At 57.9% G+C, this 23,483-nt stretch carries 25 protein-coding genes; 14 read left to right on the forward strand and 11 right to left on the reverse strand.

Annotated features, from left to right (window positions below; all coding sequences use genetic code 11):
* Positions 1 to 138 precede the first annotated feature (138 nt).
* Together VI25_RS09250 and VI25_RS09255 are read right to left on the reverse strand one after the other, a co-directional pair.
* The gene (locus VI25_RS09250) at positions 139 to 1,371 is read right to left on the reverse strand and encodes a glycosyltransferase (protein WP_052694887.1); all 1,233 of its coding nucleotides are present in this window, start codon (positions 1,369 to 1,371) and stop codon (positions 139 to 141) included.
* Positions 1,368 to 2,402: a YbhN family protein gene (locus tag VI25_RS09255; protein ID WP_045686960.1), complete on the reverse strand. Its 1,035-nt coding sequence runs from the start codon at positions 2,400 to 2,402 to the stop codon at positions 1,368 to 1,370. Before VI25_RS09255 ends, VI25_RS09250 begins: the two co-directional genes overlap by 4 nt.
* Positions 2,403 to 2,495: 93 nt before the next feature.
* Here VI25_RS09255 and ruvC point away from each other — a divergent pair, with 93 nt between their 5' ends.
* The 3 genes from ruvC to VI25_RS09270 all read left to right on the forward strand — a co-directional run bounded on the left by ruvC (position 2,496) and on the right by VI25_RS09270 (position 4,424).
* Entirely contained in the window at positions 2,496 to 3,131 is a 636-nt protein-coding gene (gene ruvC, locus VI25_RS09260; RefSeq protein ID WP_045686959.1) for a crossover junction endodeoxyribonuclease RuvC, read from the forward strand.
* A 93-nt stretch (positions 3,132 to 3,224) separates the two neighbouring features.
* Positions 3,225 to 3,650 (forward strand): Fur family transcriptional regulator, encoded by a 426-nt coding sequence (locus VI25_RS09265; protein WP_045686958.1) that lies wholly within the window; start codon positions 3,225 to 3,227, stop codon positions 3,648 to 3,650.
* Positions 3,651 to 3,965: 315 nt separating this feature from the next.
* The gene (locus tag VI25_RS09270; RefSeq protein ID WP_045686957.1) at positions 3,966 to 4,424 is read left to right on the forward strand and encodes a hypothetical protein; all 459 of its coding nucleotides are present in this window, start codon (positions 3,966 to 3,968) and stop codon (positions 4,422 to 4,424) included.
* Positions 4,425 to 4,528: 104 nt separating this feature from the next.
* Here the strand turns inward: VI25_RS09270 and VI25_RS09275 are convergent, their stop codons facing one another.
* Positions 4,529 to 5,320, reverse strand: coding sequence for a PhzF family phenazine biosynthesis protein (locus tag VI25_RS09275; RefSeq protein WP_045686956.1), 792 nt, complete (start codon positions 5,318 to 5,320; stop codon positions 4,529 to 4,531).
* Positions 5,321 to 5,583: 263 nt separating this feature from the next.
* Between VI25_RS09275 and VI25_RS09280 the strand changes: the two genes are divergently transcribed.
* From VI25_RS09280 to VI25_RS09295, 4 genes are all read left to right on the forward strand, one after another.
* Entirely contained in the window at positions 5,584 to 6,138 is a 555-nt protein-coding gene (locus VI25_RS09280) for an RNA polymerase sigma factor (RefSeq protein ID WP_045686955.1), read from the forward strand.
* Entirely contained in the window at positions 6,131 to 7,597 is a 1,467-nt protein-coding gene (locus tag VI25_RS09285; protein WP_055562449.1) for an outer membrane beta-barrel protein, read from the forward strand. Before VI25_RS09280 ends, VI25_RS09285 begins: the two co-directional genes overlap by 8 nt.
* A 182-nt stretch (positions 7,598 to 7,779) precedes the next feature.
* A complete protein-coding gene (locus VI25_RS09290; RefSeq protein WP_045686953.1) occupies positions 7,780 to 8,772 on the forward strand; it encodes a hypothetical protein in 993 nt (330 codons plus the stop codon).
* Between the two features lie 124 nt (positions 8,773 to 8,896).
* A complete protein-coding gene (locus VI25_RS09295) occupies positions 8,897 to 9,415 on the forward strand; it encodes a 2'-5' RNA ligase family protein (protein WP_045686952.1) in 519 nt (172 codons plus the stop codon).
* Between the two features lie 556 nt (positions 9,416 to 9,971).
* Here the strand turns inward: VI25_RS09295 and VI25_RS09300 are convergent.
* Entirely contained in the window at positions 9,972 to 10,820 is an 849-nt protein-coding gene (locus VI25_RS09300; protein WP_045686951.1) for a hypothetical protein, read from the reverse strand.
* Positions 10,821 to 10,931: 111 nt separating this feature from the next.
* Positions 10,932 to 11,363 carry a BLUF domain-containing protein gene (locus VI25_RS09305; protein WP_072144784.1) on the reverse strand — a complete coding sequence of 144 codons (432 nt, stop codon included), beginning with the start codon at positions 11,361 to 11,363 and terminating at the stop codon, positions 10,932 to 10,934.
* A gap of 186 nt (positions 11,364 to 11,549) precedes the next feature.
* Here VI25_RS09305 and pncA point away from each other — a divergent pair, with 186 nt between their 5' ends.
* Complete coding sequence (pncA, locus tag VI25_RS09310; protein WP_045686950.1) at positions 11,550 to 12,158, forward strand: bifunctional nicotinamidase/pyrazinamidase; 609 nt, start codon at positions 11,550 to 11,552, stop codon at positions 12,156 to 12,158.
* 22 nt (positions 12,159 to 12,180) lie between these two features.
* On the opposite strand, the gene VI25_RS09315 is transcribed toward pncA, so the two are convergent.
* A complete protein-coding gene (locus VI25_RS09315) occupies positions 12,181 to 12,618 on the reverse strand; it encodes a BLUF domain-containing protein (protein WP_052694885.1) in 438 nt (145 codons plus the stop codon).
* A gap of 147 nt (positions 12,619 to 12,765) precedes the next feature.
* On the opposite strand from VI25_RS09315, the gene VI25_RS26690 reads away from it, so the two are divergent.
* Both VI25_RS26690 and VI25_RS26695 read left to right on the forward strand, forming a co-directional pair.
* Positions 12,766 to 13,614, forward strand: a complete 849-nt coding sequence (locus tag VI25_RS26690; protein ID WP_052694884.1) for a mechanosensitive ion channel family protein — start codon at positions 12,766 to 12,768, stop codon at positions 13,612 to 13,614.
* Positions 13,587 to 13,868 (forward strand): hypothetical protein, encoded by a 282-nt coding sequence (locus VI25_RS26695; RefSeq protein WP_052694883.1) that lies wholly within the window; start codon positions 13,587 to 13,589, stop codon positions 13,866 to 13,868. The genes VI25_RS26690 and VI25_RS26695 overlap by 28 nt, the downstream gene beginning before the upstream one ends.
* A 101-nt stretch (positions 13,869 to 13,969) precedes the next feature.
* Here the strand turns inward: VI25_RS26695 and VI25_RS09330 are convergent, their stop codons facing one another.
* Positions 13,970 to 14,704, reverse strand: coding sequence for an SDR family oxidoreductase (locus VI25_RS09330; protein ID WP_045689392.1), 735 nt, complete (start codon positions 14,702 to 14,704; stop codon positions 13,970 to 13,972).
* A 429-nt stretch (positions 14,705 to 15,133) separates the two neighbouring features.
* On the opposite strand from VI25_RS09330, the gene VI25_RS09335 reads away from it, so the two are divergent.
* Positions 15,134 to 16,651, forward strand: coding sequence for a malate:quinone oxidoreductase (locus VI25_RS09335; protein ID WP_045689393.1), 1,518 nt, complete (start codon positions 15,134 to 15,136; stop codon positions 16,649 to 16,651).
* Between the two features lie 97 nt (positions 16,652 to 16,748).
* Here VI25_RS09335 and VI25_RS09340 read toward each other — a convergent pair whose 3' ends face one another.
* The 3 genes from VI25_RS09340 to VI25_RS09350 form a co-directional block, all read right to left on the reverse strand.
* Entirely contained in the window at positions 16,749 to 17,852 is a 1,104-nt protein-coding gene (locus VI25_RS09340; RefSeq protein WP_082455464.1) for a spore photoproduct lyase family protein, read from the reverse strand.
* A 143-nt stretch (positions 17,853 to 17,995) separates the two neighbouring features.
* Complete coding sequence (ctlX, locus tag VI25_RS09345) at positions 17,996 to 18,922, reverse strand: citrulline utilization hydrolase CtlX (RefSeq protein WP_045689394.1); 927 nt, start codon at positions 18,920 to 18,922, stop codon at positions 17,996 to 17,998.
* Between the two features lie 129 nt (positions 18,923 to 19,051).
* Positions 19,052 to 19,708: a class I SAM-dependent methyltransferase gene (locus tag VI25_RS09350; RefSeq protein ID WP_045689395.1), complete on the reverse strand. Its 657-nt coding sequence runs from the start codon at positions 19,706 to 19,708 to the stop codon at positions 19,052 to 19,054.
* Between the two features lie 322 nt (positions 19,709 to 20,030).
* On the opposite strand from VI25_RS09350, the gene VI25_RS09355 reads away from it, so the two are divergent.
* Positions 20,031 to 20,750 carry a hypothetical protein gene (locus tag VI25_RS09355; protein WP_045689396.1) on the forward strand — a complete coding sequence of 240 codons (720 nt, stop codon included), beginning with the start codon at positions 20,031 to 20,033 and terminating at the stop codon, positions 20,748 to 20,750.
* A 74-nt stretch (positions 20,751 to 20,824) separates the two neighbouring features.
* On the opposite strand, the gene VI25_RS09360 is transcribed toward VI25_RS09355, so the two are convergent.
* On the reverse strand, positions 20,825 to 22,081 hold the full coding sequence (locus VI25_RS09360; protein ID WP_055562452.1) for an MFS transporter: 1,257 nt from the start codon (positions 22,079 to 22,081) through the stop codon (positions 20,825 to 20,827).
* 385 nt (positions 22,082 to 22,466) lie between these two features.
* Here VI25_RS09360 and VI25_RS28410 point away from each other — a divergent pair, with 385 nt between their 5' ends.
* Together VI25_RS28410 and VI25_RS09365 are read left to right on the forward strand one after the other, a co-directional pair.
* A complete protein-coding gene (locus VI25_RS28410; protein ID WP_316934291.1) occupies positions 22,467 to 22,781 on the forward strand; it encodes an NmrA family NAD(P)-binding protein in 315 nt (104 codons plus the stop codon).
* Positions 22,745 to 23,377 (forward strand): NmrA family NAD(P)-binding protein, encoded by a 633-nt coding sequence (locus VI25_RS09365; RefSeq protein WP_316934292.1) that lies wholly within the window; start codon positions 22,745 to 22,747, stop codon positions 23,375 to 23,377. The genes VI25_RS28410 and VI25_RS09365 overlap by 37 nt, the downstream gene beginning before the upstream one ends.
* The last annotated feature ends 106 nt before the right edge of the window (positions 23,378 to 23,483 follow it).

The raw sequence follows: 23,483 nt of genomic DNA on the forward strand, positions 1-23,483 counted from the left end.
ACACCAGTAGGGCCAGGCTGGCCGGGAAAATTATTTCTAACCACGTCCTATTCATAGCTGTTTTTTCTACAATGCGACACCTACTTTCGGCGGATAAGTACGGCGCCAACTGCTAGAAATTCAACTACCCTAGCGGCTTTATTTTACGCTTCGTCCCTTCCACTCGTAGCCGCCGCGCAAACCCAGCAGGCCGGTAGCTACGGCATAGGGAGCGTAGGCGAGCTGAAGCACGGGCACCCAGGCCAGCCAGCCCGGCCGCCCCAAAAACCGTAGCACGGGCCCCAGTAGTAGCACATCGGCGGCTAGCTTGAGCGCCCACGCCAGCGGAGCGAGCCAACTGTATTGCGCACCCGCCAACCAGAGGGCCGCTCCTACCGGAAAGGTAAGGTTGGCGAGCAGCACCAGCACTGCCAGCCGCTGGGGGGCGGCCGCCTGGTAGTGGCGCCACTTGCTGGCCCAGCGCACCCGCTGCCACAGCAACTGACGGAGCGTAGGCTGTGCTGCCGTGCTGACGATAGCGCGCGCGTCGCGCAGAAACCGAATGCCCGTGGGGTACACCTTGTGCAGCTTGTGCAGGAGGAACTCATCGTCGCCGCTGGGTATAGCCTCGTTGCCGCGGAAGCCCTCCACGGCGTAGAAGGCAACGCGGGCATACGCCAGATTAGCCCCGTTGCACATGGTAGGTTGGCTTACACCCACCGATGCGGCCCCTACGCCTACCAAGCCCGCCAACTCCAGGCCTTGCAAGGTAGCTAGCCACCCACTGCCCGTCAGCAGCACTGGGCCGCTTATAAACTGCGTATCTGGATGCTGCTCCAACAGCTCGGCGTAGGCTCGTACCCATCCTACGGGCACGCGGCAGTCTGCATCGGTCAACAAAACCCACGGGGCGCGAGCGACCCGCACGGCAGCCTCTACGGCGGCTTTTTTGCCGGTGCGCCCCCCACCCGATTCGGCGGCCAACTGTAGCAAGCGAAGAGGGAAAGGTACCCGCCGAGTGGCTTCCCGCACAATGGCGGCAGTGGCATCCGTAGAATGGTCGTCCACCACTATCACCTCAAAGCCTCCGGCTATTGCTTGCTGTTGGCCGATGTCGTGGAGTAGCTGCGGAAGCGTAGCAGCCTCATTACGAGCGGCTACCAGAATAGAGAAGGCAAGAGCTTGCTTATCTTTTGGGAGGCTGGGCGTAGCCGCGTGGGGTATCTCAGTGGCGGGCTGGTTCTCATTTGCCCCAGTTTCTACCGTCGGCTGCCCGCCGGCCACGTAGGCAGAGTGCAGCCAGGCGTGCCGTAAGCGTAACATATGGCTCAGGTACACGGCCGCTACGACCACCTGCCCGGCTAGCAAGGTATTCAGCGCCCAACTGCTCATGAGGCCAAGCGTTTGGTACGCTTGCGAAACACCCGTAGCCGCAGCACAAAGGCCAGACCAGTGGCGCTGGGTAGCGCAATATTGAGCACCCACAGGCTCAGGCTGGCGCTTAGCACGGGCAATACGGGCTCACCTAGCAACCCGAACAGGTGCGTAGCCGACAGCTCCCGCACGCCCACGTCAGCCAGTGCATTCAAAGAGGGCACCAGCGACTTAAGCAGGAAAGTACTGGCTATTGCCGCCGCGCCTGGCCCCACAGACGCCCGCGACCCATAGGCCCACAGCAGCAAGCCAAACTGGGTACAGAACACTGCGTAGCGCAGGCCCGAGAGCAGCAGGACGGCGTGCAGCGCCCGCGCCGGATAGGTAGGCATGATGGTTAGAAACCGACGAAACCGGCGCAATGGGCGCACTGCCGTAACGGCGGCCACCAGAATGCGGGAGCGGTACAAAGGCAGCAGCACCCCCGCATGGATAAGCAAAGTGGCTACTACTAGCCCAAGCGCGGTGGCGGGGTAGCCGCGCAAGTAAAATCGCAGCAGAAAGTATAGTAGCCCTATCGTACCAGCTAGCACTGTCACTACCAATTGGCAGTAGCGCCCCAGAAACACGGCCCCCAGCGCATCAAGCCGGCGGCTTTTCAATTCAATAATACGGCCGGCATAGTCGCCTACCCGATTGGGCGTTACGAAGCCCAAGGTCAGGCCAACTAACACGGCCCGGAAGCTGCGCGCAAACGATACGGGTTCCAAGTGGCGGGCTAGGCGCCACCACTTCCAGGCCTCAACCCCCCAATTGACGGGCACCAGGGCCAGGGCGAGCAGCACGGGACCGCGCCCTTCCCCACTTAGCGTCCGCGCCAGCAGCTCACGCCAAGCGGCAGCCGTGTCGGCGTCTTGAAACACGGAGTGCCACAGCAGCCCCAGCGTAAGCAGCGTCACGACTAGCTTGCCTCCCACAACGAGCCAGCGCCGACGGTGGGTAGCACGTTCCGGCTTTTGGGCGTAGTTTTGTAGAAGGTGGTCGGGCAAGACGAGGATGTGCTAGGCTGGAATACAGGCGGCAAGTTACCGCCGGAAAGTCAACGGCGCACCTGCTCCCTACTCCCACCACTCCGTACGCGCATGATTCTGCCCCTGGCCTCTACCGATTTACTTCCCAAAGTCATCATGGGTGTCGACCCTGGCACCCAGATTATGGGGTACGCCGTGATTGAGGTGCAAGGCCAGAAAGTGCGCGTGCTCCGCTACGACGTCATTGATATGAAGAAGCTGGGCACCAACCATGCCCTCAAGCTTAAGCGTATTTATGAGCGTATGACGGAGCTGATTGAGGAATTTTTGCCCGACGAGCTAGCCATTGAAGCACCATTTTTTGGGGTGAACGTGCAAAGCATGCTCAAGCTAGGCCGGGCCCAGGGGGTAGCCATTGCGGCGTGCCTTTCCCGCCAGATTCCCTACGTAGAGTACGCTCCTACCAAGGTAAAACAGGCCGTAACGGGGTCGGGCAACGCGACCAAGGAGCAGGTGGCGCACATGCTTCGGCAGACGCTAGAGCTACCGCCCATTGAGGAAGCACCTAAGTTTCTGGACGCTACCGATGCCCTGGCCGTGGCAATGTGCCACCACTACCAGAAGGGCAACAACGCGAAAGCCGGCGGCAAAAGCTGGGGCAAGTTCTTAGCCGACAACCCCGGCAAGTTGGCCGCTCCAGTAGCTGGTAAGAAAGCTACGGCCGTTAAAAAGAAGCCTGCCGCCTAGCCCTACACGCCCAGCGGAACCCGGTTACGCTGGGCGTAGTTAGCGCACGTAACCAGTGGCGCGGCCATCCATTCCCCGTATCTTTGTTTTGTCATGCCTAGTCCCGACCGTATTTCCCAGACCCTTACCAGCCACGAGCTTCGCCAGACGCCCGTGCGGCGCGCTGTGCTGCAAGTGCTGTTGGATTCTTCCTACGCACTGTCCGGCCACGAAATCGAGGAGCGAATCGGTGCCGACACTGATCGGATTACGCTGTATCGGACGCTCAAAACCTTCGAGGACAGTGGCCTAATTCACCGTGTAGTTGACACCAGCGACATTGTGCGCTACGCCTCCTGCTCTATAGAGTGCAGCGCGCACGAGCACTTCGACAACCATGTGCACTTCAAATGCACCAATTGTCATCACATCTACTGCCTTAATCAGGTAGCCATTCCGGCCGTGACGCTGCCCGCTAAGTTCGAGGCTAAAACACGCGATTATCTGCTGGCAGGAGTGTGCCGAGAATGCACGCCGTAATATCAGTATTTTCTGCTTTTCTTGAAGCCAACCTTCCACTACACCATTGGGAGGTTGGCTTTTTTATTTTACCCCAGTTGTGCAGCTAATAACTGAAAACTATATTTTATCAATTATGAAACATTGATGCATTTACGAACAGTTATTTATGCAACAATATTGCATAATCAAGAACAAGGGCTTAGCACCCGATAAAAGGACATTTACCTATTCACAATCTGTCACTTTCCGTCTGGCCAGCAATTTTTTAGCCGCTCTACCACAATTATAGATAGCATTATGCAAAGTACACCTTCACCGTTTTCATTCGTTTATATGCGCTATCTACTTCTTGTTTGCTTACTAGTAGCAGCGGCCTTGCCAGCCTGGGCGCAAGACAACGTAGTGGGACGCTGGGCGCTGGAACTCATTTCCTATGAAGCCCGACACACCCTACCCGACTCCTTAGTTGAGAAGCTGTACCACAGCCCAGCCGGCGAAACCAACAATGCCATCAGGAACGGCACCCTCACCGTTCAGGTAGAATACCGAGCCGATGGCACGTACAACTACTCTATGCAACGCCGCCTGGAGGCCCAGCCTTACTACACGGAGCACGGCCGCTACTCCGTGCAAAACGGCGTGCTGCGTAGCTATGCCACCGCGCAGGATGCCGCGGCGGCCGACGCCCAAACCATCATCCGATTGAACCGCAAACTACTAGAGGTTGAGTTTCCAATCTGGGCGCCGGAGCTACACGTGTTTGAGCAGTTACGGTACCGCCGCCTGCCCTAGGCCCTCCTTCACAAGCCATTGCCCGGCCGCACTGCTTCCTGCATAACAACCCGTGAGCGGGTACCCAATAAAGAGACAGGTAGTGGTGCGTGGCAGCCGAAGACCTACACCTCAATTTCGCCGCGCAGGTACGTAACGGCGTGGCCGCTCATCAGCACCCGGTCGCCGCGCAATTCACACCATAAGTCGCCCCCACGGGCCGATACCTGGCGGGCATGCAAAACGGTCTTGCCGAGCCGCTCGGCCCAGTAGGGTACCAGGGTGGTATGAGCCGACCCCGTAACGGGATCTTCGGGCACGCCCACGCGAGGCCCAAAGAAGCGCGATACAAAGTCGACGCCATCGGGGCCGGGCGCAGTAGCAATAACGGCCCGGTAGTCTACTTTGGCTAAGTGGCTCATATCTGGGTGCAGGGCCCGCACTTCCGCTTCCGTGGCAAAGAGGCACACCAAATCGGGCCCAGCCAGAATGGCAAGTGGGGTAGCGCGCAGACCATCGAGCAAGCCCTCCGGGTGGTTGTGGATAGGATGCGGAGGCCGGGCCGGGAAGTCGAGGGTGAGGCGGCCCTCCGTGCCTTGGCTTACGCGCAATGGGCCGCTTTTAGAATGAAACACAATTTCCGGCCCCTGGAAGCTGAGGTGATGGTAGAGCACGTGAGCGGACGCCAGCGTGGCGTGCCCACAAAGCTCTACTTCCACGGCGGGCGTAAACCATCTGATTTCGTACTCGGCGCCCTGAAGAGGCACAAAAAAGGCCGTTTCAGCTAGATTATTTTCGGCGGCAATGGCCTGCATGGTTTCGGCAGGTAGCCAGCTTTCAAGCGGGCACACGGCGGCAGGATTACCGGCAAATGGCCGGTTGGAGAAAGCATCTACCTGGTAAATGGGCTGGGACATGGCAGAAGAGAAAAGCAACCAGAGTTGAAAGTGGTGCAGCGAAGCTAGATATTGCTTGGGATATTTTGCGCGCAACAGGCCAGATAACCTCATTATCAATACTTATCTCACTACCTGAGCCAGCCCTATTCGCTACTTGCGGCGGGCAGAAAGCAGGGCCCTCAAGTATTTCTTAGCTCCCACGCAACGCCTGCCCGGGTCCGGCGGTCATGGGGGCACAACGCTAGCGTACGACATCCTGATTATATCTATTGCAGCTGCCTATGGCTGATTCTCTCGACGCGATTCTGGATGGCTGCCGCCGGGGTCGGCCGTCGGCCCAGCGCGCGCTATACGACCACCTAGCGTACCGACTGATGGGGGTGTGCCTGCGCTACTGCCCTAGTCGGGTAGAGGCCGAAGACGCACTGCAACTCACCTTCGTGAAAATATTTACCCGCCTTGACCAATTCCGTGGTCAGGGACCTTTTGAAGCATGGGCGCGGCGCATTGCCGTGACTACCTCTCTCAACCTGTGGCACCAGCACCAGCAGCGCGGCCATCAGGTAGATACTGATGAGGCTCACGACTTACACCAAACCGATGGCACTCCCTTCGACCAGCTTTCCGCAACCGACTTGGTGCGCCTGATTAATACTCTGCCAACGGGCTACCGCACAGTGCTCAACCTCTACGCCGTCGAAGGCTATACGCACGCCGAAATCGGGGAACTCCTGGGTATTTCGGAGGGCACCAGCAAGTCGCAGCTCTCGCGGGCACGCCGCCTTTTGGAGGAACGGCTGCACGCGCAAGCCAATATTTCTCCCTACCATGACTGAACGCGAATCGGAACAATTCTACGACGACCTGCGGCGCAAGCTGGAGGACTACGGCAGTGCGCCGCCCGAATCGGTGTGGGCCGGCATTCGGGAGCAGGTGCCTGTGCGTCGCCGTTGGGGGCGGGGCGCGGTGCTTGCGGTGTTGGTTGTATTGATAGCCACCGTTGCGTACGTCACTACTGGCCCTTCTTTCTGGCGTACGGGCTCCCTTACCCCAGTCTCGACTACTAAACCTACAAGCGTTACTTCCCGCCAGCCTGTTGCTACTGGGGCACCTACTGCGGGTACCGCCCCAAATTCAGCATCGCCCGCGACAACAATTTCTCCCAACGGTAGCAGGACTACTGCACCCGATGCAACAGTAGGTATGGGTAGTGCTTCCGCCTCCCAACGCCCCCCGCTGAAACTAGCTACTACACCAGAAGTTTCCTCTTCTCATGAAGGGAAGATGGGTACCCTAGCGGGGCAGCCTGCCCCTACCCTACCCAAAGTAGACACAACCTCTACATCGGGCACGAAGGGCCGCTATGTTGCCGCAGTCGGTAAACCTGCTGGTAAGCTGACCCCGCACGAAACAGCCCGAACAACTCCGCTAGTAGCTTCCCAGGGAGCTGCCCGCCAGCGGCGCCGCACCAAGGCTTTACTAGCTGTTAGCCATCCTGAGCGTGGGGAAACTCGCCCGAGTGGTCGGCAGCATGCAGCACCGCAGCCCACCCTGCCTTCTCTTACTGCTACCATCAATTCTCACTCGGCGGCTACCTTATCTACCTCAGCAGCTCAGCCGGAAGCACGCAGTGTGCTATCTGTTACTAGGCCTAGTAGCCACTACCGGCTGGGGTTAGCGAGAGCCTCCGTAAGCGCACCGGGTAGCCAGGAGCGGCTAGCCTTGTTGCTGGTGCGGCTACAAGTACCGCAGGTATCAGCTCCGCAGTTGGCGTATGCCGTTGCGACCGAAAGAAAGGCGCAGCAGCTTCCCAAGCAGAACTGGAGCGTGCAGTTGCTAGCTGGCCCTACCCTATCGTATCGAACCTTAGGCAGTGGCGCCCAGCAAGTGGAAGAGCTAGAGCGGCCTGCCGCGGGCTTCGGGGGCCAACTCAGCCTGACGCGGACAATTACTCCGCGCTTTTCCGTAAGCGGCGGCCTGGGCTACGCCAGGTTTGCCTCACGCCTGCACCTGCGTATTCAGAAGCCCGCTAGCTTGACGGCAGCAGCTAGCTCCCGCACCGTAGACTTCCGCAACTACTTCCGCTTGTTTACTCTGCCCTTAGAAGCCCAGTACCAGGTAGGCAGCACCCACCGCTGGCGTTATGGGGTGCAGGCGGGGGCAGTGCCCGCGCTTCTCTTTAGCGCCCGCACTACTGAGGGTACGGCCTGCAATTGCCAACAGCAACAGTGGCAGCCCAACGACAGCACGGGCCTTGGCCGCCTCAATCTGACGTTTACGGCGGGAGCTCGGTAAGCTACCAAGCCATGCCGGGAGTATGGCTGATGCTTCGGCCCCAAGCACAGTACTTCTTTACTTCTATTACTGACCCCGCCTACGGCCAGGCGCCGCGGCGTCCTTGGAGCGTAGGTATCCAGGGGGGCATCTCCGTTGAGCTTCCTTTTAAACGATAACCTACTTATTAACCCAACGCTTTTATGAAACGCATCCTCGCTTACTCCCTATTCTTAGCTTTTCCTCTGTTCAGCAGCTGCCAGAAGGAAGCTGATGCTATTGTGTGTGAAGACCCTGCTTCTCCAGTGGCCAATAGCATCAGCGCGGTATTGCAGGAGCACCGCGTGCCTACCCAGAAATTTACCGTGCAGCCCAGGGTGACTACTATCTTAACTACGGCCAAGGGCGCCACTATTTACGTTCCCAGCGGACTACAGCGCGTAGATGGCACCGCTCTTTCGAATAACAGTATTCAGGTAGAAGTGCAGGAAGTGACCACGCGGAGTGAAATGGTCTTCATGCAGCTACCCACTGTCTCCTATGGGCGGGCGCTAGAATCGGGGGGCATGTTTAATATCCGCTTTTCTCAGGATGGCCAACCCCTACAGTTAGCCGCGGGCACCAAGCTGAATCTAGTGACTGTGAAGCCGGGCGCAACCAGTTCATCGGCCAACATGGAGCTGTTTACGGCCCTCCCCGATAGTGCCGTGCGCCAGCAAGTAGGTGGATGGGCTCTGGCACCCACCACCGGTCAGCCAGATACCAGCCGGCTTGTTACCCAAACTACTCCCGCCGGCAACACCCAGTATTTTGTTTCACTGAACAGCTACCTCTACAACACCAACCGTACTAGTCTTAACTGGATTAACTGTGACCGATTTATTGGAATGGCTACCACCAACGTGGAGGTAGAAGTGCATGCAACCGATATAACCCTCGACAATACGCAGGTAATGCTAGTGCTAAACACGTTCAACGGTATGCTCTACGCCTTTCGCAGTTTCTCTAATTCCTCGACGTTTTTTTCTAACGCTATACCCTTGGGCAGCACCGTTACGGCAGTAGTCTTACGGCGAGAAAACAACCAGCTGTACTTCGGCAAGCAAACTGCCAACGTGGGTCCCAGCCATACCTTCAGGCCCACCTTACGCCCCGTGACGGAAGCCGAACTGGTAGCGGAGATTCAGGCGCTGTAGTGCTTCACGCAATGGAGCGTCGTGGAGAGGCATGAGGCCTTACACGACGCTCGTTGTTTTTGTGCTCCCGTGGGGCTTCGCCTTGCTAGATGCGAACTACGTATAGGCAGTTTTCCTCCGTACTATGCTTGCGCCTACTTCTGCTCCGCTTATTCTCACTCTCAGCCTCGATGAAGCCGCGCAGGCTCACTTTGATGCCCTGCGCCAGCGCTACTTCCCGCCGGAGCGGAATTATCTGCGCGCCCACGTAACCTTATTTCATCACTTGCCTGGCCCAGAGGCATCTGCCATTGCAGACCACCTCACGCACGTAACGACTACTACCCCGCAGTTGCCTCTTCAGGTAACGGGCCTGCGCTTTCTGGGCCGGGGCGTGGCCTACGACCTGCACAACCCCGAGCTACCTCGCTTGCACCAGCAATTGCAAGCCGCCTGGGCTGGCTTGCTTACCCCCCAGGACCAGCAGAAGCTTAAGCCTCACATCACCGTACAAAACAAGGTAGACCCGGCCGAGGCCCGCGCCCTCCACCAAAAACTTACCGAAGAGTTTGCGCCCTTCCAGGCCACAGGAACGGGCCTCACGCTGTGGGCCTACAAAGGCGGGCCTTGGGAAAAGCTCCACCAGTTCCCCTTCGGGGCGTAGTCCGCCGAGAAAGTAGCGCTGCAACCACGACGCGCATATGGCGTCGTAGTCAGCAAGCTTCATCTTGCCAGGGGCTGATGCTGAATTTTAGGTTGCCTATTACCTGCACAAAGTGCAGTTCATTGATGCCCTAGGCGTAGCGAGGTACTTCCAACTGGTCGCGTAGCGTGGCCAGAATGCCCACCTCGGGTACTTGGCGGGCTGCTGGTTCCGTACCGGCGCCTCCGCCGCCACCGATTGAAAGAAGTAACCCACAATTTGGAAACCCGCCGCCTAGGCCGGCTCAATGTATCGGGCTCGCTCAACAGCAGTGGGGTTTGTACTGTCGATAACGCAGCGCATTTGGGTATCTAGGCACAGGGACAGGAAGTGCCGCTCCCGGTTGCGCACGGGCGAGTGGAAGAACTGCTGCTGATAGAAAGCAGACTTGCCGGTGGCTTGAATTCCGGCGAAAACAATGAGCTGCAGATGTTCCCGGTCGCTTATTTCTTGCGCGCAGTAATGGTATGCGTTAGGGCTTTGAACTGGGTGAGAGCAGCTTCATACTCTTGGCGGGCTAAGCCCTGCATGCTACCGCCGTATTGCCGATGATGGTGACTTGCTGGTAGAGAAGCACCCGCTGTCCCTGCATTTGGCCGAAACCTTCTGTTTCGTAGGTCAGCAAGTCGTTCACCTTGGCAGATGACATTTTGCGAGGCGTGAAGCCCGTGAAGCCGAACCGATCTAGCCCACGCAGCAGCTCGTTGCTGATGGAAGCGGCCGTAAGGGAGGGGTTGTAGGGCAAGGGTGTAACGGTGAGCAAGGGCTCCATACCGTAGTCGTCCTTGCGCTGGCCACCGGGGGCATACACGTAGAGGTTGCCGCTCGCTTTGGCAAAGGCCAGGCTCGACTTTTTCTCGTCGAAGGCAAATACGGCGCGCGCAAATGGGTCAGAAGCCAGATTTTTCTGGTAGGCGGCCGTCAGGAGTGCCTCCCGGACGGCCGTGCCCGTGGCCGCATCGGCGGCGGGGTAAATCCCTACTAGCTGCACGGCAAACGTGGAGTCGCCAAACATAAGCTGGGCCGACTCCTGCGTGGGAGTGGTTTGCACACGGGCCAGGCGGGCGGGGTAGCCCTGCACCGTCAGCTCCTGGTAGTCTAGCACCTTCGTGCCGCGAGCTTCAAACCGAGCCTTGCTAAAGGAGGCCGCGTTTTTGTAGTAGTTGCCGCCCACCAAGTCAAATACCTGAATGGCAGCATCGCCCTTGCGCACTCCCGTCAGCCCGGGGGCAGGATTAAATCCGGCGGGTGGCACCAGCACCACGTGGGTGCCCGGAATAAGACGAGGAAGAGCTTGTTGGGCCCGAACGGTGGTAGCACCCCACAGCAAAGCCCCCGGAAGCAGCAAGAAAAACGAAACGCGCATTGTACTCATAGCAAACCAGTGATGCTATCCAGCCCCAAAAGGTTGTCAGCAGGGCGCAAGGTAGGCAGGAATGCGAGGCAAATGCGCAACAACTCCCGTGGAGGACCCTACCTAGTATACCTGTTCCCTGGCATCCTTCGCAAAGGAATGCAGCAAGCTAGCCAACTCATCATCGCACCCCATGGTGCGGGTTAGCAGCTCACCCGACGTTTGGGTGTTCAAGTAGCCAGCCACCTGGGTAAGCGCTACCGGCCCAGTGGCAGCAAAACCCATGGCCCAGGAGGCAAAATACCGCCGCGGGATAGGACCATCGGCCAGCTTTTGCACATAGGCGTGGCGCGAGTCCTGCTCTATTACTTCGTACAAGGACCGTACTGTGGCTTCCTCCCCCTCAATAACTTGCAGAAATTGTCCTTCACTATACAACAGCAGACCGGTTATACCGCACTGGCGGTTTTTAGTTCGGGCTTGCTCTAGCATTATACACAAATCCTCCTCCGACAAATTAATACTCTCAATACTCTGATAAATAATATGATACATAAACTAAATAAGATGAACTAAGTACGTTAGCGAAGGCAAAAATGGTATTTCACGTGGCGAGTATAAATTCTTTCCGTGGGAATCCATTGTCCTATTTTGCAAACCATCGTACGTTGCAGCTGTCCGGTCTTGCGAAGCAACAACCGGGTTTGCTTACCACGTGTTTTTTATCACTCATGCCAACCCATGCGCACTCTTCTGCTAGTTGATATTCAATATGATTTTCTGCCGGGCGGCTCGCTAGCCGTAGCCGGTGGCAACGAGGTTATACCGTTGGTGAACCATTTGCAGCCGCAGTTTGAGCTGGTAGTAGCTACGCAAGACTGGCACCCGGCTGGCCATAAAAGCTTCGCGAGCCAGCACCCAGGCCATCATGCCTTCGACCAGATTGACTTGCACGGCTTGCCCCAAACCCTGTGGCCTGACCACTGCGTGCAGGGTACCCGAGGTGCCGAGTTTTCGTCTGACCTCGACCAAAACCGGATTGAGGCCATTTTTCGCAAAGGCACTACGCCCGAAATAGACTCCTACAGCGGATTCTTCGATAATGGGCACCGGAAAGCTACTGGGCTGGCGGACTACCTGCGCGGGCGCGGCGTAACGCAGGTATACCTAGCTGGCTTAGCCGCCGATTTTTGCGTGTACTTTTCCGCCAAGGATGCCCTAGAGCAGCAATTTGAGGTTTTCTTTCTGGAAGACGCCACCCGTGCTATTTCGGCAGAAGGCTACCAGCAAGCGCGCGCCGACTTACGCAGTCGCGGCGGCAAAGTGCTTACTAGCACAGAGTTGCGGTAGCACAATTTACTTCCGCAGATGGCTAGTGGCTTGTCGGCTGGGAGGCCACAAAATCTTCTAGCAATTGCAGCAGTTCAGGGCTGGTGTTGTGGGCACGAGGCAGCAGAAAGTGCCGCCGTTGTGGGTTGATGTAGCCCACTAGAGGCGCAAAATCTTGGGGGCTAACGGAGGCAAATCCCATGCTCCAGTCGGGAAAGGAGCGCCGGGCAACTGGCCCTGCCATGAGGGTTTCTACCTGAGTATGGCGGGGATCCTGCTGGATGACTTCGTAGATAGTTCGCACCGCCGTTTCTTCTCCCTCCAGCACCTGAATAATGCGCTGCTGGCTGTACAACAGGAGGCCCGAAATGCGTTGGGCTTCGTTCTTGGAGCGAGCCTGTTCGAGCAGCGCAGCCAGCTGGGCTTCACTTAGCTGCTGAGTTGCTACGCTGGTATAGGTAATCTGATACAAGCTCATCATCTAACCCATGTTACGTGGAAATAATACGCTAGGTTGGTGTGCCAGCATCAAGCTCAACAGCCCATTTGCTCGGTTTCGTTCAACCTTTGCGTACCGTTCGGGGTACATCTGGCTGAATCCTCTACTGCCTGCGCCTGACCTTACCGCATGGACCATTTTCCTGACCTTACCGACCACCTACGCTTTCTTCTGCAAACGGCAGGCATCATTGCCGCTAGCTTATTTGGGGGCTGGCTAGTGAAAGTCATCATTTTTGCCTTACTCAATGCCTACAACCGGCGCGAACAAACCCTGCTCACCCAGTCCGTTGCGCGCCACTTGAACAGCCCGAGTGCCTGGTTTTTTCCCGTCTTGGCGCTGTCGTTCATGCTCCCGCTTACGCCCCTGGAGGACCGCCCCTTCGAGGTAGTGCGGCGCCTGGTAGAAACCGCCCTGATTGCCACCTTTGCCTGGGGCCTCGTGAAGACGGTAGACGTAGCCCAGGACCTAGTGGAAGAGCACTACCGCCTCGACCAGGATGATAATTTTCGGGTGCGGAAGCTGTTCACGCAGCTGCAATTTGTCAAGAAGCTGGCCGTTACGCTTATCATCTTTGTGGCTACTGCCTTGGTTCTGATGAGCTTTGCTACGGTTCGCAAAATTGGTACTGGCTTGCTCACTTCAGCCGGTATTGCCAGCGTAATTATCGGCTTCGCGGCTCAACGCTCCCTCAGCAACTTGCTGGCGGGCTTTCAGATTGCCTTTACTCAACCCATTCGGCTGGATGACGTGCTGGTGGTAGAGGGCGAATGGGGACGGGTTGAGGAAATTACTTTCACGTATGTAGTACTGCGCATTTGGGATGAGCGTCGACTGGTACTCCCGCTCAATTACTTCATAGAGAAGCCCTTTCAGAACTGGACGCGCTCTACATCTCAACTGCTAGGCACCGTGTTTTTGTACACCGATTATACCATCCTGTTGATGCCGTGCGGGCGGAGCTTCAGCGCGTGGTAGCAAGCCACCCGCTTTGGGACCGGCGCGTGTGCTTGCTACAGGTTACTGATTCCAAGGAACGTACCTTAGAGCTACGCTGCCTGATGAGTGCTGCCAACTCCAGCCAAGCTTTCGATTTGCGCTGCGCCGTGCGCGAGCAGTTGATCAAGTTCATTCAGCAGCAGCACCCTACTAGCTTGCCCAAAACCCGCTCCGTAGTAGAACCCACCGACCAACCCTTCACCCTGGACCCTACCGTGGATATGGCTGGATAAGAAGCCGTAGTAGCTAGCATTTAAAAAGCGAGGGAATGGCGAAGGCGCAAGTGCCTTCGCCATTCCCTCGCTTTTTTTCTACCCTGAGGAGGGTATTGCACTTACCGGTTGTTCATGGCCGCAACGCGGGCGTCAATCTGTTCCCGGGAAGCACGGCGAATTTCTTCGGAGGTGCCGTAGCCTACCTCCTGCTCGCCGGCGGCCAGGCGCGCCATTACGGAGTTGGCAAAGTCGTTTACGGGCACTCCCCACGTGTGGAGGCCAGCGCCGCCCAGGTCGGTATTCACGGCGGGGGGCACTATTTCCAGCACCTGAATGGGAGTAGCGGCCAGCTGATGACGCAGGGAAATAGTGAAGGAATGCAATGCAGCCTTCGTGGCGCTATAAATGGGAGCCAGCGCCATGGGCGCAAACGCCAAACCCGACGTGACATTGATAATTGCGGGGTTTGGTTGCTCCCGCAGATGCGGAATAAACAACGTAGCTAAATGAATGGGCGCCTCCACGTTGATGAGCAGCTCTTGGCGGCGCACTTCCCAGGCCTCGTCGTCGGCAAGCTGAATGCGGCGCTGCACCCCAGCGTTGTTTACCAGCACATTTAAGCGAGGGAAAGCCTGCTGCACCCACTCAAGTAGCGCCACGCGCTCGGCTGCCACCGCCACGTCGCACACCCGGGTGTGCAGGCCGGGTAGGTGCTGCTGGGCTTCCAGAAGCTTATCTTCCCGGCGGCCACACACGATGACGGTGCTTCCGGCCCGCTGAAACCGCTCGGCTAGCGCCAGCCCAATACCGGACGCCCCGCCCGTAATCAATACCGTGTTTTCTGCCAGATTCATAGGATGAGGGGATAGTAGATGAAGTTTCAGCACGTAGTAACTCCCCACGCGCCCATTTGGTTAGCTATGCGGCTTGGCCGGCGCAGCTACCGCCGATAGCACCTGCTAGCAGATACTATCTTACGTCCGCCTACTTAGGGTAGCCTACTGGCAAAACTTCCTGGTACTATGGTAGCTAGCATGGAACCGAGGCAAGCCGCCCCATTGTTGGTACGTGCTGCCTGTGCGGGCCGACATCACAGGGCCGTGGTTTCTACCATAGAAATGATATAGCGCAGGCCGTATATTGCGCAAAACAAGCTGTTATAATCCTCACGTACGCATTTCTTACACGAAGTCGGCGGCTAATTTTTTTTGGGTTCCCTACCGAAACAGAAGCCACCTTTTCCAACTTTCACCGTACTTCGTTAGTCCTTTTCCTGATTACGCATGAGTACGACCGAACCTGCTGCTGGCCTTTCCGCTGATGTTGTGCTGATTGGCGCCGGCATTATGAGTGCGACACTGGGCATGATGCTCAAGGAGTTGCAACCCGACCTCACCATTGCCATTTTCGAACGTCTCGATGTGGCCGCCGCCGAAAGCTCCGATGCCTGGAATAATGCAGGCACGGGCCATTCCGCCTTCTGCGAGCTAAATTATACGCCTGAAAAGCCCGACGGCAGCATTGACACCAGCAAGGCCATCAAGATTGCCGAGCAGTTCGAGCAGTCAAAGCAGTTCTGGTCGTTTCTGGCGGAGAAATACGAAGTGAAGGAGCTTAGCCGCTTCATCAATCATATTCCGCACCTGAGCTTTGTGTGGGGCGATAAGAACGTAAACTTTCTGCGCAAGCGTCACGCTGCCCTCACCCAATCGCCCTTGTTCAAGGGCATGGAGTACACCGAAGACCGGGACCAGATGGAGCAGTGGATGCCCTTGGTAATGGATGGGCGCGACCCCAACCAACCCGTGGCCGCTACCCGCATGGATCTGGGCACCGACGTAAACTTCGGCTCCCTAACGCGCGGCATGTTTACGCTGCTGCAGGAAAAGCCCGGCGTATCGTTCTACTTCCACCACGACGTAGAGAAGATCAGCCGCAAGGAAGACAGCCGGTGGCGTCTTAAGGCAAAAGACCTATCTACTGGTGCGGCGGTAAAAATCCGTGCGCCCTTCGTATTCATTGGCGCCGGAGGGGGTTCGTTACCTCTCCTAATTAAGTCAGGCATTCCAGAGGGCCAGGGTTTTGGCGGCTTCCCCGTGAGTGGGCAGTGGCTGAAGTGTGTGAATCCCGAGGTAATTGCGCGTCACCACGCTAAGGTGTACGGCAAAGCCGCGGTGGGCTCTCCGCCCATGTCGGTGCCTCACCTCGACACGCGCGTTATCAATGGCAAGCAGGAATTGCTGTTTGGTCCGTATGCGGGCTTCAGCACTAAGTTCCTGAAGCAGGGCTCCTACCTGGATCTGCCCCTGTCGGTGAAGCTGAGCAACATGCGCCCCATGATTATTGCGGGCCTAAAGAATATTCCCCTCACGAAGTACCTTATCAACCAGGTGCGCCAGTCGCCGCAAGACCGGCTGGAGGCCTTGCGCGAGTATCTACCAGAAGCACGCGCCGAGGACTGGCAGCTGGAAATTGCAGGTCAGCGGGTGCAGGTTATCAAGAAGGATGAAAAGCAAGGCGGGGTGCTGGAATTTGGTACCGAGGTAGTAGCCGCCGCCGATGGCTCTATTGCCGCGCTGCTAGGTGCTTCGCCCGGTGCGTCCACGGCTGTGAGCATTATGGTTGGGCTGGTGCAGCGCTGCTTCCCAGCTCAGGCTGCTACGCCCGAGTGGCAAGCCAAGATGCGCGAGATGATACCTTCCTTTGGGCTAGATTTGAATGCCAATCCGCAAATGGTAGCGGAGCTTCGCAGCCGCACCAGTTCGGTGCTGGGTCTCAAAGAAGCTTCACCGGCTGCTTAGCTGGGTTTCAGAACAAGGTGATAACGCAAAAGCCCTAGTAATACTAGGGGCTTTTGCGTTGTTGATACTAACCTAGTCTGTGGTCAGCCGGGCTTTACTAGGTCCAGTACAGCAGCGGAGCGTTGGGAAAGCGCTGCTGCCACTCATGGTAAAAGAACTCTTTCAGCTGACGCATATCCGTGGGCTGGTACACGTACTTAGTTCCCCCGAACTTATTCCGCTTCACGGCGCGGGTAGCTTCCTCCAAGTCCAGGGAGGTATTGGGGTACCACTGCAGCAAGACGTCCTTAGAGCCGGGCGTAAAGCGGTGGGTAATGCACTCAGCCGTCAGGTCGCAGGGGAAGTCGAGGGTAGCGTGCAGCCTGTCCAGCAGCGACCGATACTCCTGCTCCCAGTTAGGGATGGGCATGATAGGCGCCAGCACCACCCCCACCGGGTAGCCGCCCCCACCCTGCTCCCGCGGCAACGCCATCTGGCGCAATGCCTGCAAACGAGCCTCCACGGACGCCGTACCACCTTCTAGCTTGCGCACGGCCGGTTCGGCATTCAGGCTGAAACGGGCACGGGTGTGCCCATTGTGCGGCACCGCCAGCAGCGAGTCAACATGGTCGTACTTGCTCACGAAGCGCAACCGGGCACCTTCGCGCTGCCCGTAGTAGCGAATGCACTCCGCCAAGCTGCCCGTCAGGTGCTCAATGCCGAGTACATCGGTGTAGCAGCTTACCTCAAAACTCGTGACACGGCCCGGCTGCTCGTACGTGGCCGTGTTCTGCAACAGCTGAGGCAGATTGGCAAACACCTTAACCACCGGCGGCCCCGCCAAGCTACCCGCCAAGTAACAGTACTGGCAGTGGGCCGGGCAGCCCTCGGCTAAGTTCATTTGCCAGTCGGCGGAGGGTGGAGTGGGCTGCAAGCGTAAGGCGCTAGGCGGAGCGCACACCACGGCCAGGGTGCTTTTGGCCCGGCGGTATGTTTCACGCGGGTCTTCACCACGCACGCCGGTTAGACGGTTGCTTTTCAGCAGTTCTACTTCCAGCCCGTGGCGGGTAACGCGCTCCAGGATTTGCTGTCCGAAGGGCTGGTTTAGGGCATCGGGCGTGAATACTACGCGCTTCGGCAGCCACACTTTGGCGCTGTGCTGACGCACTTCGGGGGTTGGGGCAAGAATATCGAGCGAGGGAAACAGCTGGGTTTGGGTCATAGCTAGTTATAACACTACAGCCCCCAGGATAGCTCCCGTAAAACCCATAAAACACGAGAATGTAGCAGTTTATTCTCTCTGATTATGAGCAACATACTAATAATTCAAAAGAATTTTTCACTACTTGACTCGGCAGTTCACAATCAGTTCTTTCGGGGCAAAAAGACTTCGGCCAGCATGCAGCGCACACTCCCCCCGCCAATAGTTTCAATGGTAGGAATAGCCAGCGGAACCAGCTCGCAGTAGCGGGCCAAGATTGCACACTGCTGGGGCGTCAGCGCATCGTACGCACGCTGCGACAGCGCCAACAGTTCCGGCCCATCACCGGCGGGCTGCAGCGTAAGCATATTGCCCGCAAAGCAAGCCGCTTGGGCCAGCGTAATGGCCACTAGCTCGTGCCCAGTGCTAGCCAGAGAAGCCGTTACGGTAGCGCGCTCTTGCGCATCAGGAATGCTTTCCAGGCATATCACGGCGAAACGCGTCCCAATGCACATCATTACGTTGGTGTGGTAGATGGCCTGCCCGTGGGTGTCCTCGGCGTGGAAGGTGACTGCCTGAAAACCAAGGCGAGCCGTTACTTGCAGCAGCAGCTCCGCGTCAGTGCGCACCGACAAGCACGCGTAGGCAATCCGATGTTCATGGTCGAAGATGATACTACCCGTACCCTCCAGAAAGCGGCCCTGAGTTTCGTACGCCGATACATCGTGTACCTGGCGAATATGAAACTGCGCGCCCAGTGCAGCTACAATATCCGAGCGACGCTCGGGGCGGCGGTTGGGAGCACACATGGGGTAGAGCAGCGCAGTGCCATCCGCATGCAGGGTCAGCCAGTTGTTGGGAAACACGGCGTCGGGCTTTGGAGGCTCGGGCGTGTCATCGAACACGAGGACCTGCACCCCCTTGCTCCGTAGCGTCAACACGACTCCGTCAAACTCGGCCGCCACCTGGCTTTGCAGGTCCTCCATGCTCAACCCGCTCACCGATTGCTGAAAAGAGTTAGAGGGTGCCGTTTCGGCGTTGAAGCCGAAGCGGGCGGGACGAACTACAAAAACGGTACTGGCAGATTGCATGGAGCAGGTGGATAGAGACTGATAGGTAGGCAAGAAAATACGCCAACGGCAGAGCAAATCGAAGAAATTTTAGCGCGCACAATCATCCTGGCGAATGATAGCAACGGGTCCTTCCGTTTTTCTCTTGTGCTACTCTCCTGCTAGCGCAGAACCAGCCCGGGCAACGACGGCAAATAAGGGGTCGGATACTCCAGCGGGTTGGGGGCTACGGTCGAGGAGTTGGATGGCGTGCCAGCCCCCGGCGGCTTCCAAAAAGCGTTGCACCAGCGCTAGGTGGCCGCGGCTGTCCAGGGCATGCCAGGCGGCAATAGCCTTGCTTGGGAAGCACCGATTGGAAAAGGTAATAACCAAGGGCGCCCCAGGCTTCAGCACCCGGCTTAACTCGCGCAGTACCGCTACGGGCTGAGTCAGGTAGTCGATAGAAACGCAAATAGCGGCGCCCGCAAACTCGGCGTCGGCAAATGGCAAGGTGGGCCGCTGATTGAGGTCCTGCACTACGTAGCTCGTCAGCCGAGGATTAGCACGCAGCTCCGCGTCGTTCATGCCCAGGCCTACCACCCGATGGTAGGCCACTTCCGCCGGCAGGTGGCTAATCCAGCTGCTCATCAGGTCTAGCAGAGTGCTACCTGCCGGAAAGTACTCCCGGTATAGCTGCGTAACGGCCTCAATGGCGGCATCGTCTATGTGCGTGACGAAGCGCGGAAAGTGGTAGAAGTTTGCGTCCGGAGTTTCGTCTTGGCGGCGGAAGGCACCGGCAGGAAAGTCGGAGGTGGTGTCTTGGTTCATTGGGCGGGGCAGGGAATAGTGGCGCTTACTTCCCTATACGAGCAGTGGCGAGAGGCGGGCACGCCAGCACGCAACGCAGCTACTTGCCCGTGGGTAGCACTCCAAGAATGGTGGCTGGGCGGGCTCATCTTCCGTCTTTTAACGACGGTTGCCGGCTTCAAACCTCCGCGCGAGTTGACGCCAGCTTCCCGGTCAGCTTCTGATAAGCAAGGAGTAGTATACAGCCGTGTTCTGCTCGCGGGCGGGTATTATACAGTAGAAATTCCCGTTATCTTGGGGCCTCACGCTACTCCTAATTGTGTCGCTAATTTTTGTGTCAGTTATGCGTCTTTCTGCCCTACTCCTGCCCGTACTGGTGGCTACTGCCCAACTTGCCCAAGCGCAGCAGGCCAGCCCCGAGCAGTCCGGCGCGGCCGGCCAATCCAACCTGGATGCCTTGGCTACCGGTGCTCCTGCCCCGCTGTATTTAGGCCGCAACGATGGCGTAGTGGGCAACCCTTATGTGGATGCACGCTGGCTGCCCGGGCAGCTGACTACCAAGAATAACACGCCCCTGGCGGTGGTACCGCTCAAGTATGACGTGTTCAACCACCGCATTCTGATGCGCAAACACGGCACTACTGACTCGCTACAGCTCGATGACCGGTACGTGACCCGTTTTACCTTGCAGGTGCCGGCGGCGGGTGGCATGCCTGCCCGGCAGCGGACCTTTCGGCGGTTCACGGAAGCACCTCTCCCGAATCAGAGCAGCGACTTTGTGGAAGTATTACACACCGGGCGCTATGAGCTGCTAAAGCACTACGTTGTGCACGTGCGCAAAGCCCCGGCCCACACGGGCTACGGCGTGGAAAGCAAGGGCGCCGAACTGGAGGACAAAAGTGAATACTTTCTGCGGCGGCCCAACGCTCAACTTGTTCCCGTTAAGCTAACCAGTAAGAGCATACTAGCAGCGGCCCCAGATTTGGCTAGCGCGCTTAAAAGTGCCTCGCCCAAAACCGAGCTAGAATGGACCAACGCCCTGCAACTTGCCGACCCTCGCTAAATTCTCCCGGCTGATTTGCCGACCACTATGCTAGGCAGCAGAAGTGGTCATGGCGCCCCATCGGGACGGGTGTTTTAGTGGCTGCCAGCAAGGGCTTCTTTCCGGCCCGTTCCGGTTTCGCGCAACAGCAGCCCCGCCAAGAGAGCCAAGCTGGTAGTACCAACCCAGAAGAAGCCACCGGTGTGAAAGTGAGCAACTGGGTCGGTGGCGCTTCCGAGGGTTTGCCCGTACAACCGCGCAAACAGGGGGCCGAGTACGGCCGTCACGCCAAAGGTGAGAAAGTTCATAGCTCCGGTGGCACTACCTTTCACATGGTCAGGATTAGCTTCTTTGATGATGGAATACGGAATCATGGCCGCTCCGGAAGCCACGCCAAAGAGGAAAAGACTGACGTACAGGGGCATGACATTGGGCAAGTACAGCTCCTGTAAGCCCATGAGAATCATGCCAGCGGCCCCGGCAAACAGGACTGGCTTACGGCGGCCCAACCGGTCGGCAGCCCACCCTAGCAGCGGGCAGCCAACTACCCAACCCAGGGGCACCATGGAGCACGCCCAGGCCGCTGCCTCGAAGCTCATTTTCTGATCTTGCTGCAAGGACGCTACGCCCCAGTTCATGGCGAAGATGGTAGTAGGAGCAAACAGCAGACCCGCAATCAGACCGCACAGGTAAGACTGTGAATTGCTAAATACAATCTTATAGGGCTGCAGCAGCCCCGTGCTGGGCGCTGCTGGCTGGGCTTGGGTGGGCGCATCATTTGGCGTGATGAAATACAAGGCCAGCCCCGTAGCAAGGTTGGCAAGGCCCATCACTAACCAGTAGGTGCGAACAGCGAAGCCTCCGTGAATTAGCGGACCCGCCAGTGACTGGCCCAGGGCGCCCCCCAGCATGCCCAAGCACTGCGTAGCGCCAATGGCCGTAGCCAAAGACCGAGCTTGAAACCCGCGCGAGGCCAAGTACACCGAGCCGGTGAAGGCAAATGCCGAGCCCGCTCCTTGTAGCAAGCGCCCACTATTGCCGGCTACCGTGCCGGGCACCGCAAACAGCAAACACCCCAGAGCCACAATTGCCACCCCCGTTGGTAAGGCGTATTTGGCTCCCGTCCGGTCTAGGGCAATGCCGGCTACCAGCCCCGCCAAGGAATACGTGTAGTAATACGTACCGAGAATAGTGCCTACCTCCACATTGCTAACCCCAAACACGCCAGCCAGCTCCGATATCATCACCGCTGGCCCCGAGCGCACGGCGTACTCCAGAAAATAGAAAATCAGGGAAAACACCCAGGCTATAATGTAGGGCTTGGTGGAGCGGTGGCTTTTAGTTACGTCCATGCAGTAAGGTTAGCTAGTATCTGGGTGCAGCGCCAGGAGCACTGTCACCCACGCAGCCCGGCGAGGAGCGGCGTAAAGATTGATGTATGGATAGTTACCCGGGCGGCAACCCGATTGTTTTGCTAGTTCTGGTGCGGCACCCACTCAAGCGGAACCTTGGGTGGGTATGGCCCTCACCACAGCAACGCTGTAAAGCACCTCTATACAGACTGACTTTCCCTACCGATTTCTCCCCCCTCTAGCTTGACTACTAAGCTCGGCGGCACAACTACCAAGGGGCTATTACGGTATTACTAGCGGCCCGCAGGCACGCTACCCTTTCTCTAGTACGGAAGCGGCCTGCTCAACCGCCAGTATCATTCGCCTGCCTTCACTGTCTTTGCATATGCCTGATCAATCTTCTTCTGCTGCGCCCGCTACCGTTGTGCTGGCCGGCGCCACCGGGGCCCTTGGCCTGCTCATTGCCCACCACCTACGCCAGCGGGGTGCCACCGTACGGGCGCTCATCCGCCCCGCATCCATCCATAAGGCCGAAGCTGAATCCTTACGCGTGCAAGGTGCGGAAGTAGTAGCTGTAGACTACAACAGCCTCCCTGACCTAACCCAAGCCTGCACCGGAGCCGCTTGCGTTGTATCGGCCTATCGGGGCTGCGCGATACTATTGTGGATACGCAAACGCGGCTGCTTGATGCGGCCGTAGCAGCCGGCGTACCGCGCTTCATTCCTTCCGATTATTCTGCCGACTTCACGAAGCTGCCCGAGGGCTCCAACCGCAATTTCGACCTGCGCCGAGAGTTTCAGCAGCGGCTCGATCAGGCCCCTATTCAGGCCACCTCCATTCTCAACGGCATGTTCATGGATCTGCTGAAAGGCCAAGCCCCGGTTATCCTGCCAGGCCCGCACCGGGTAGTGTATTGGGGCGACGCCGATCAGCCCCTGGATTTTACAACGATGGTGGATACGGCCAACTTCACGGCCGCCGCGGCCCTCGATCCTACCACGCCCCGCTACCTGCGCGTAGCTGGTGAGGTAGCCAGTATTCGTGAACTGCAAGCAATTGCCAGCGCTGCTCTGGGGCATCCTTTCAAGCTCTTTCGGGCGGGCAGCTTGGGCACCCTTGCGACCATGATAAAGGTGACGCGCACCCTAATGCCCGCCCCCAACGAGATATTTCCGCCTTGGCAGGGCATGCAGTACTTGCACAACATGCTTAGCGGCGTGGCGAAGTTAGACCGCCTAGACAACGCTCGCTACCCCGATATTCGGTACACGAAGGTGGGCGAGATACTGGGCTAGCCCGCACGCTTTCACGCTACGAAAAGCTGTAAACTGCTGCTAGGCTATAGCAGCTCGCTAACCCTGGCTGCACCATTACAAAAGAGCCGGACCGTAGCTACGGTCC

It is taken from the genome of Hymenobacter sp. AT01-02 (assembly GCF_000961955.2).
Taxonomy (GTDB): Bacteria; Bacteroidota; Bacteroidia; order Cytophagales; family Hymenobacteraceae; genus Hymenobacter; species Hymenobacter mucosus.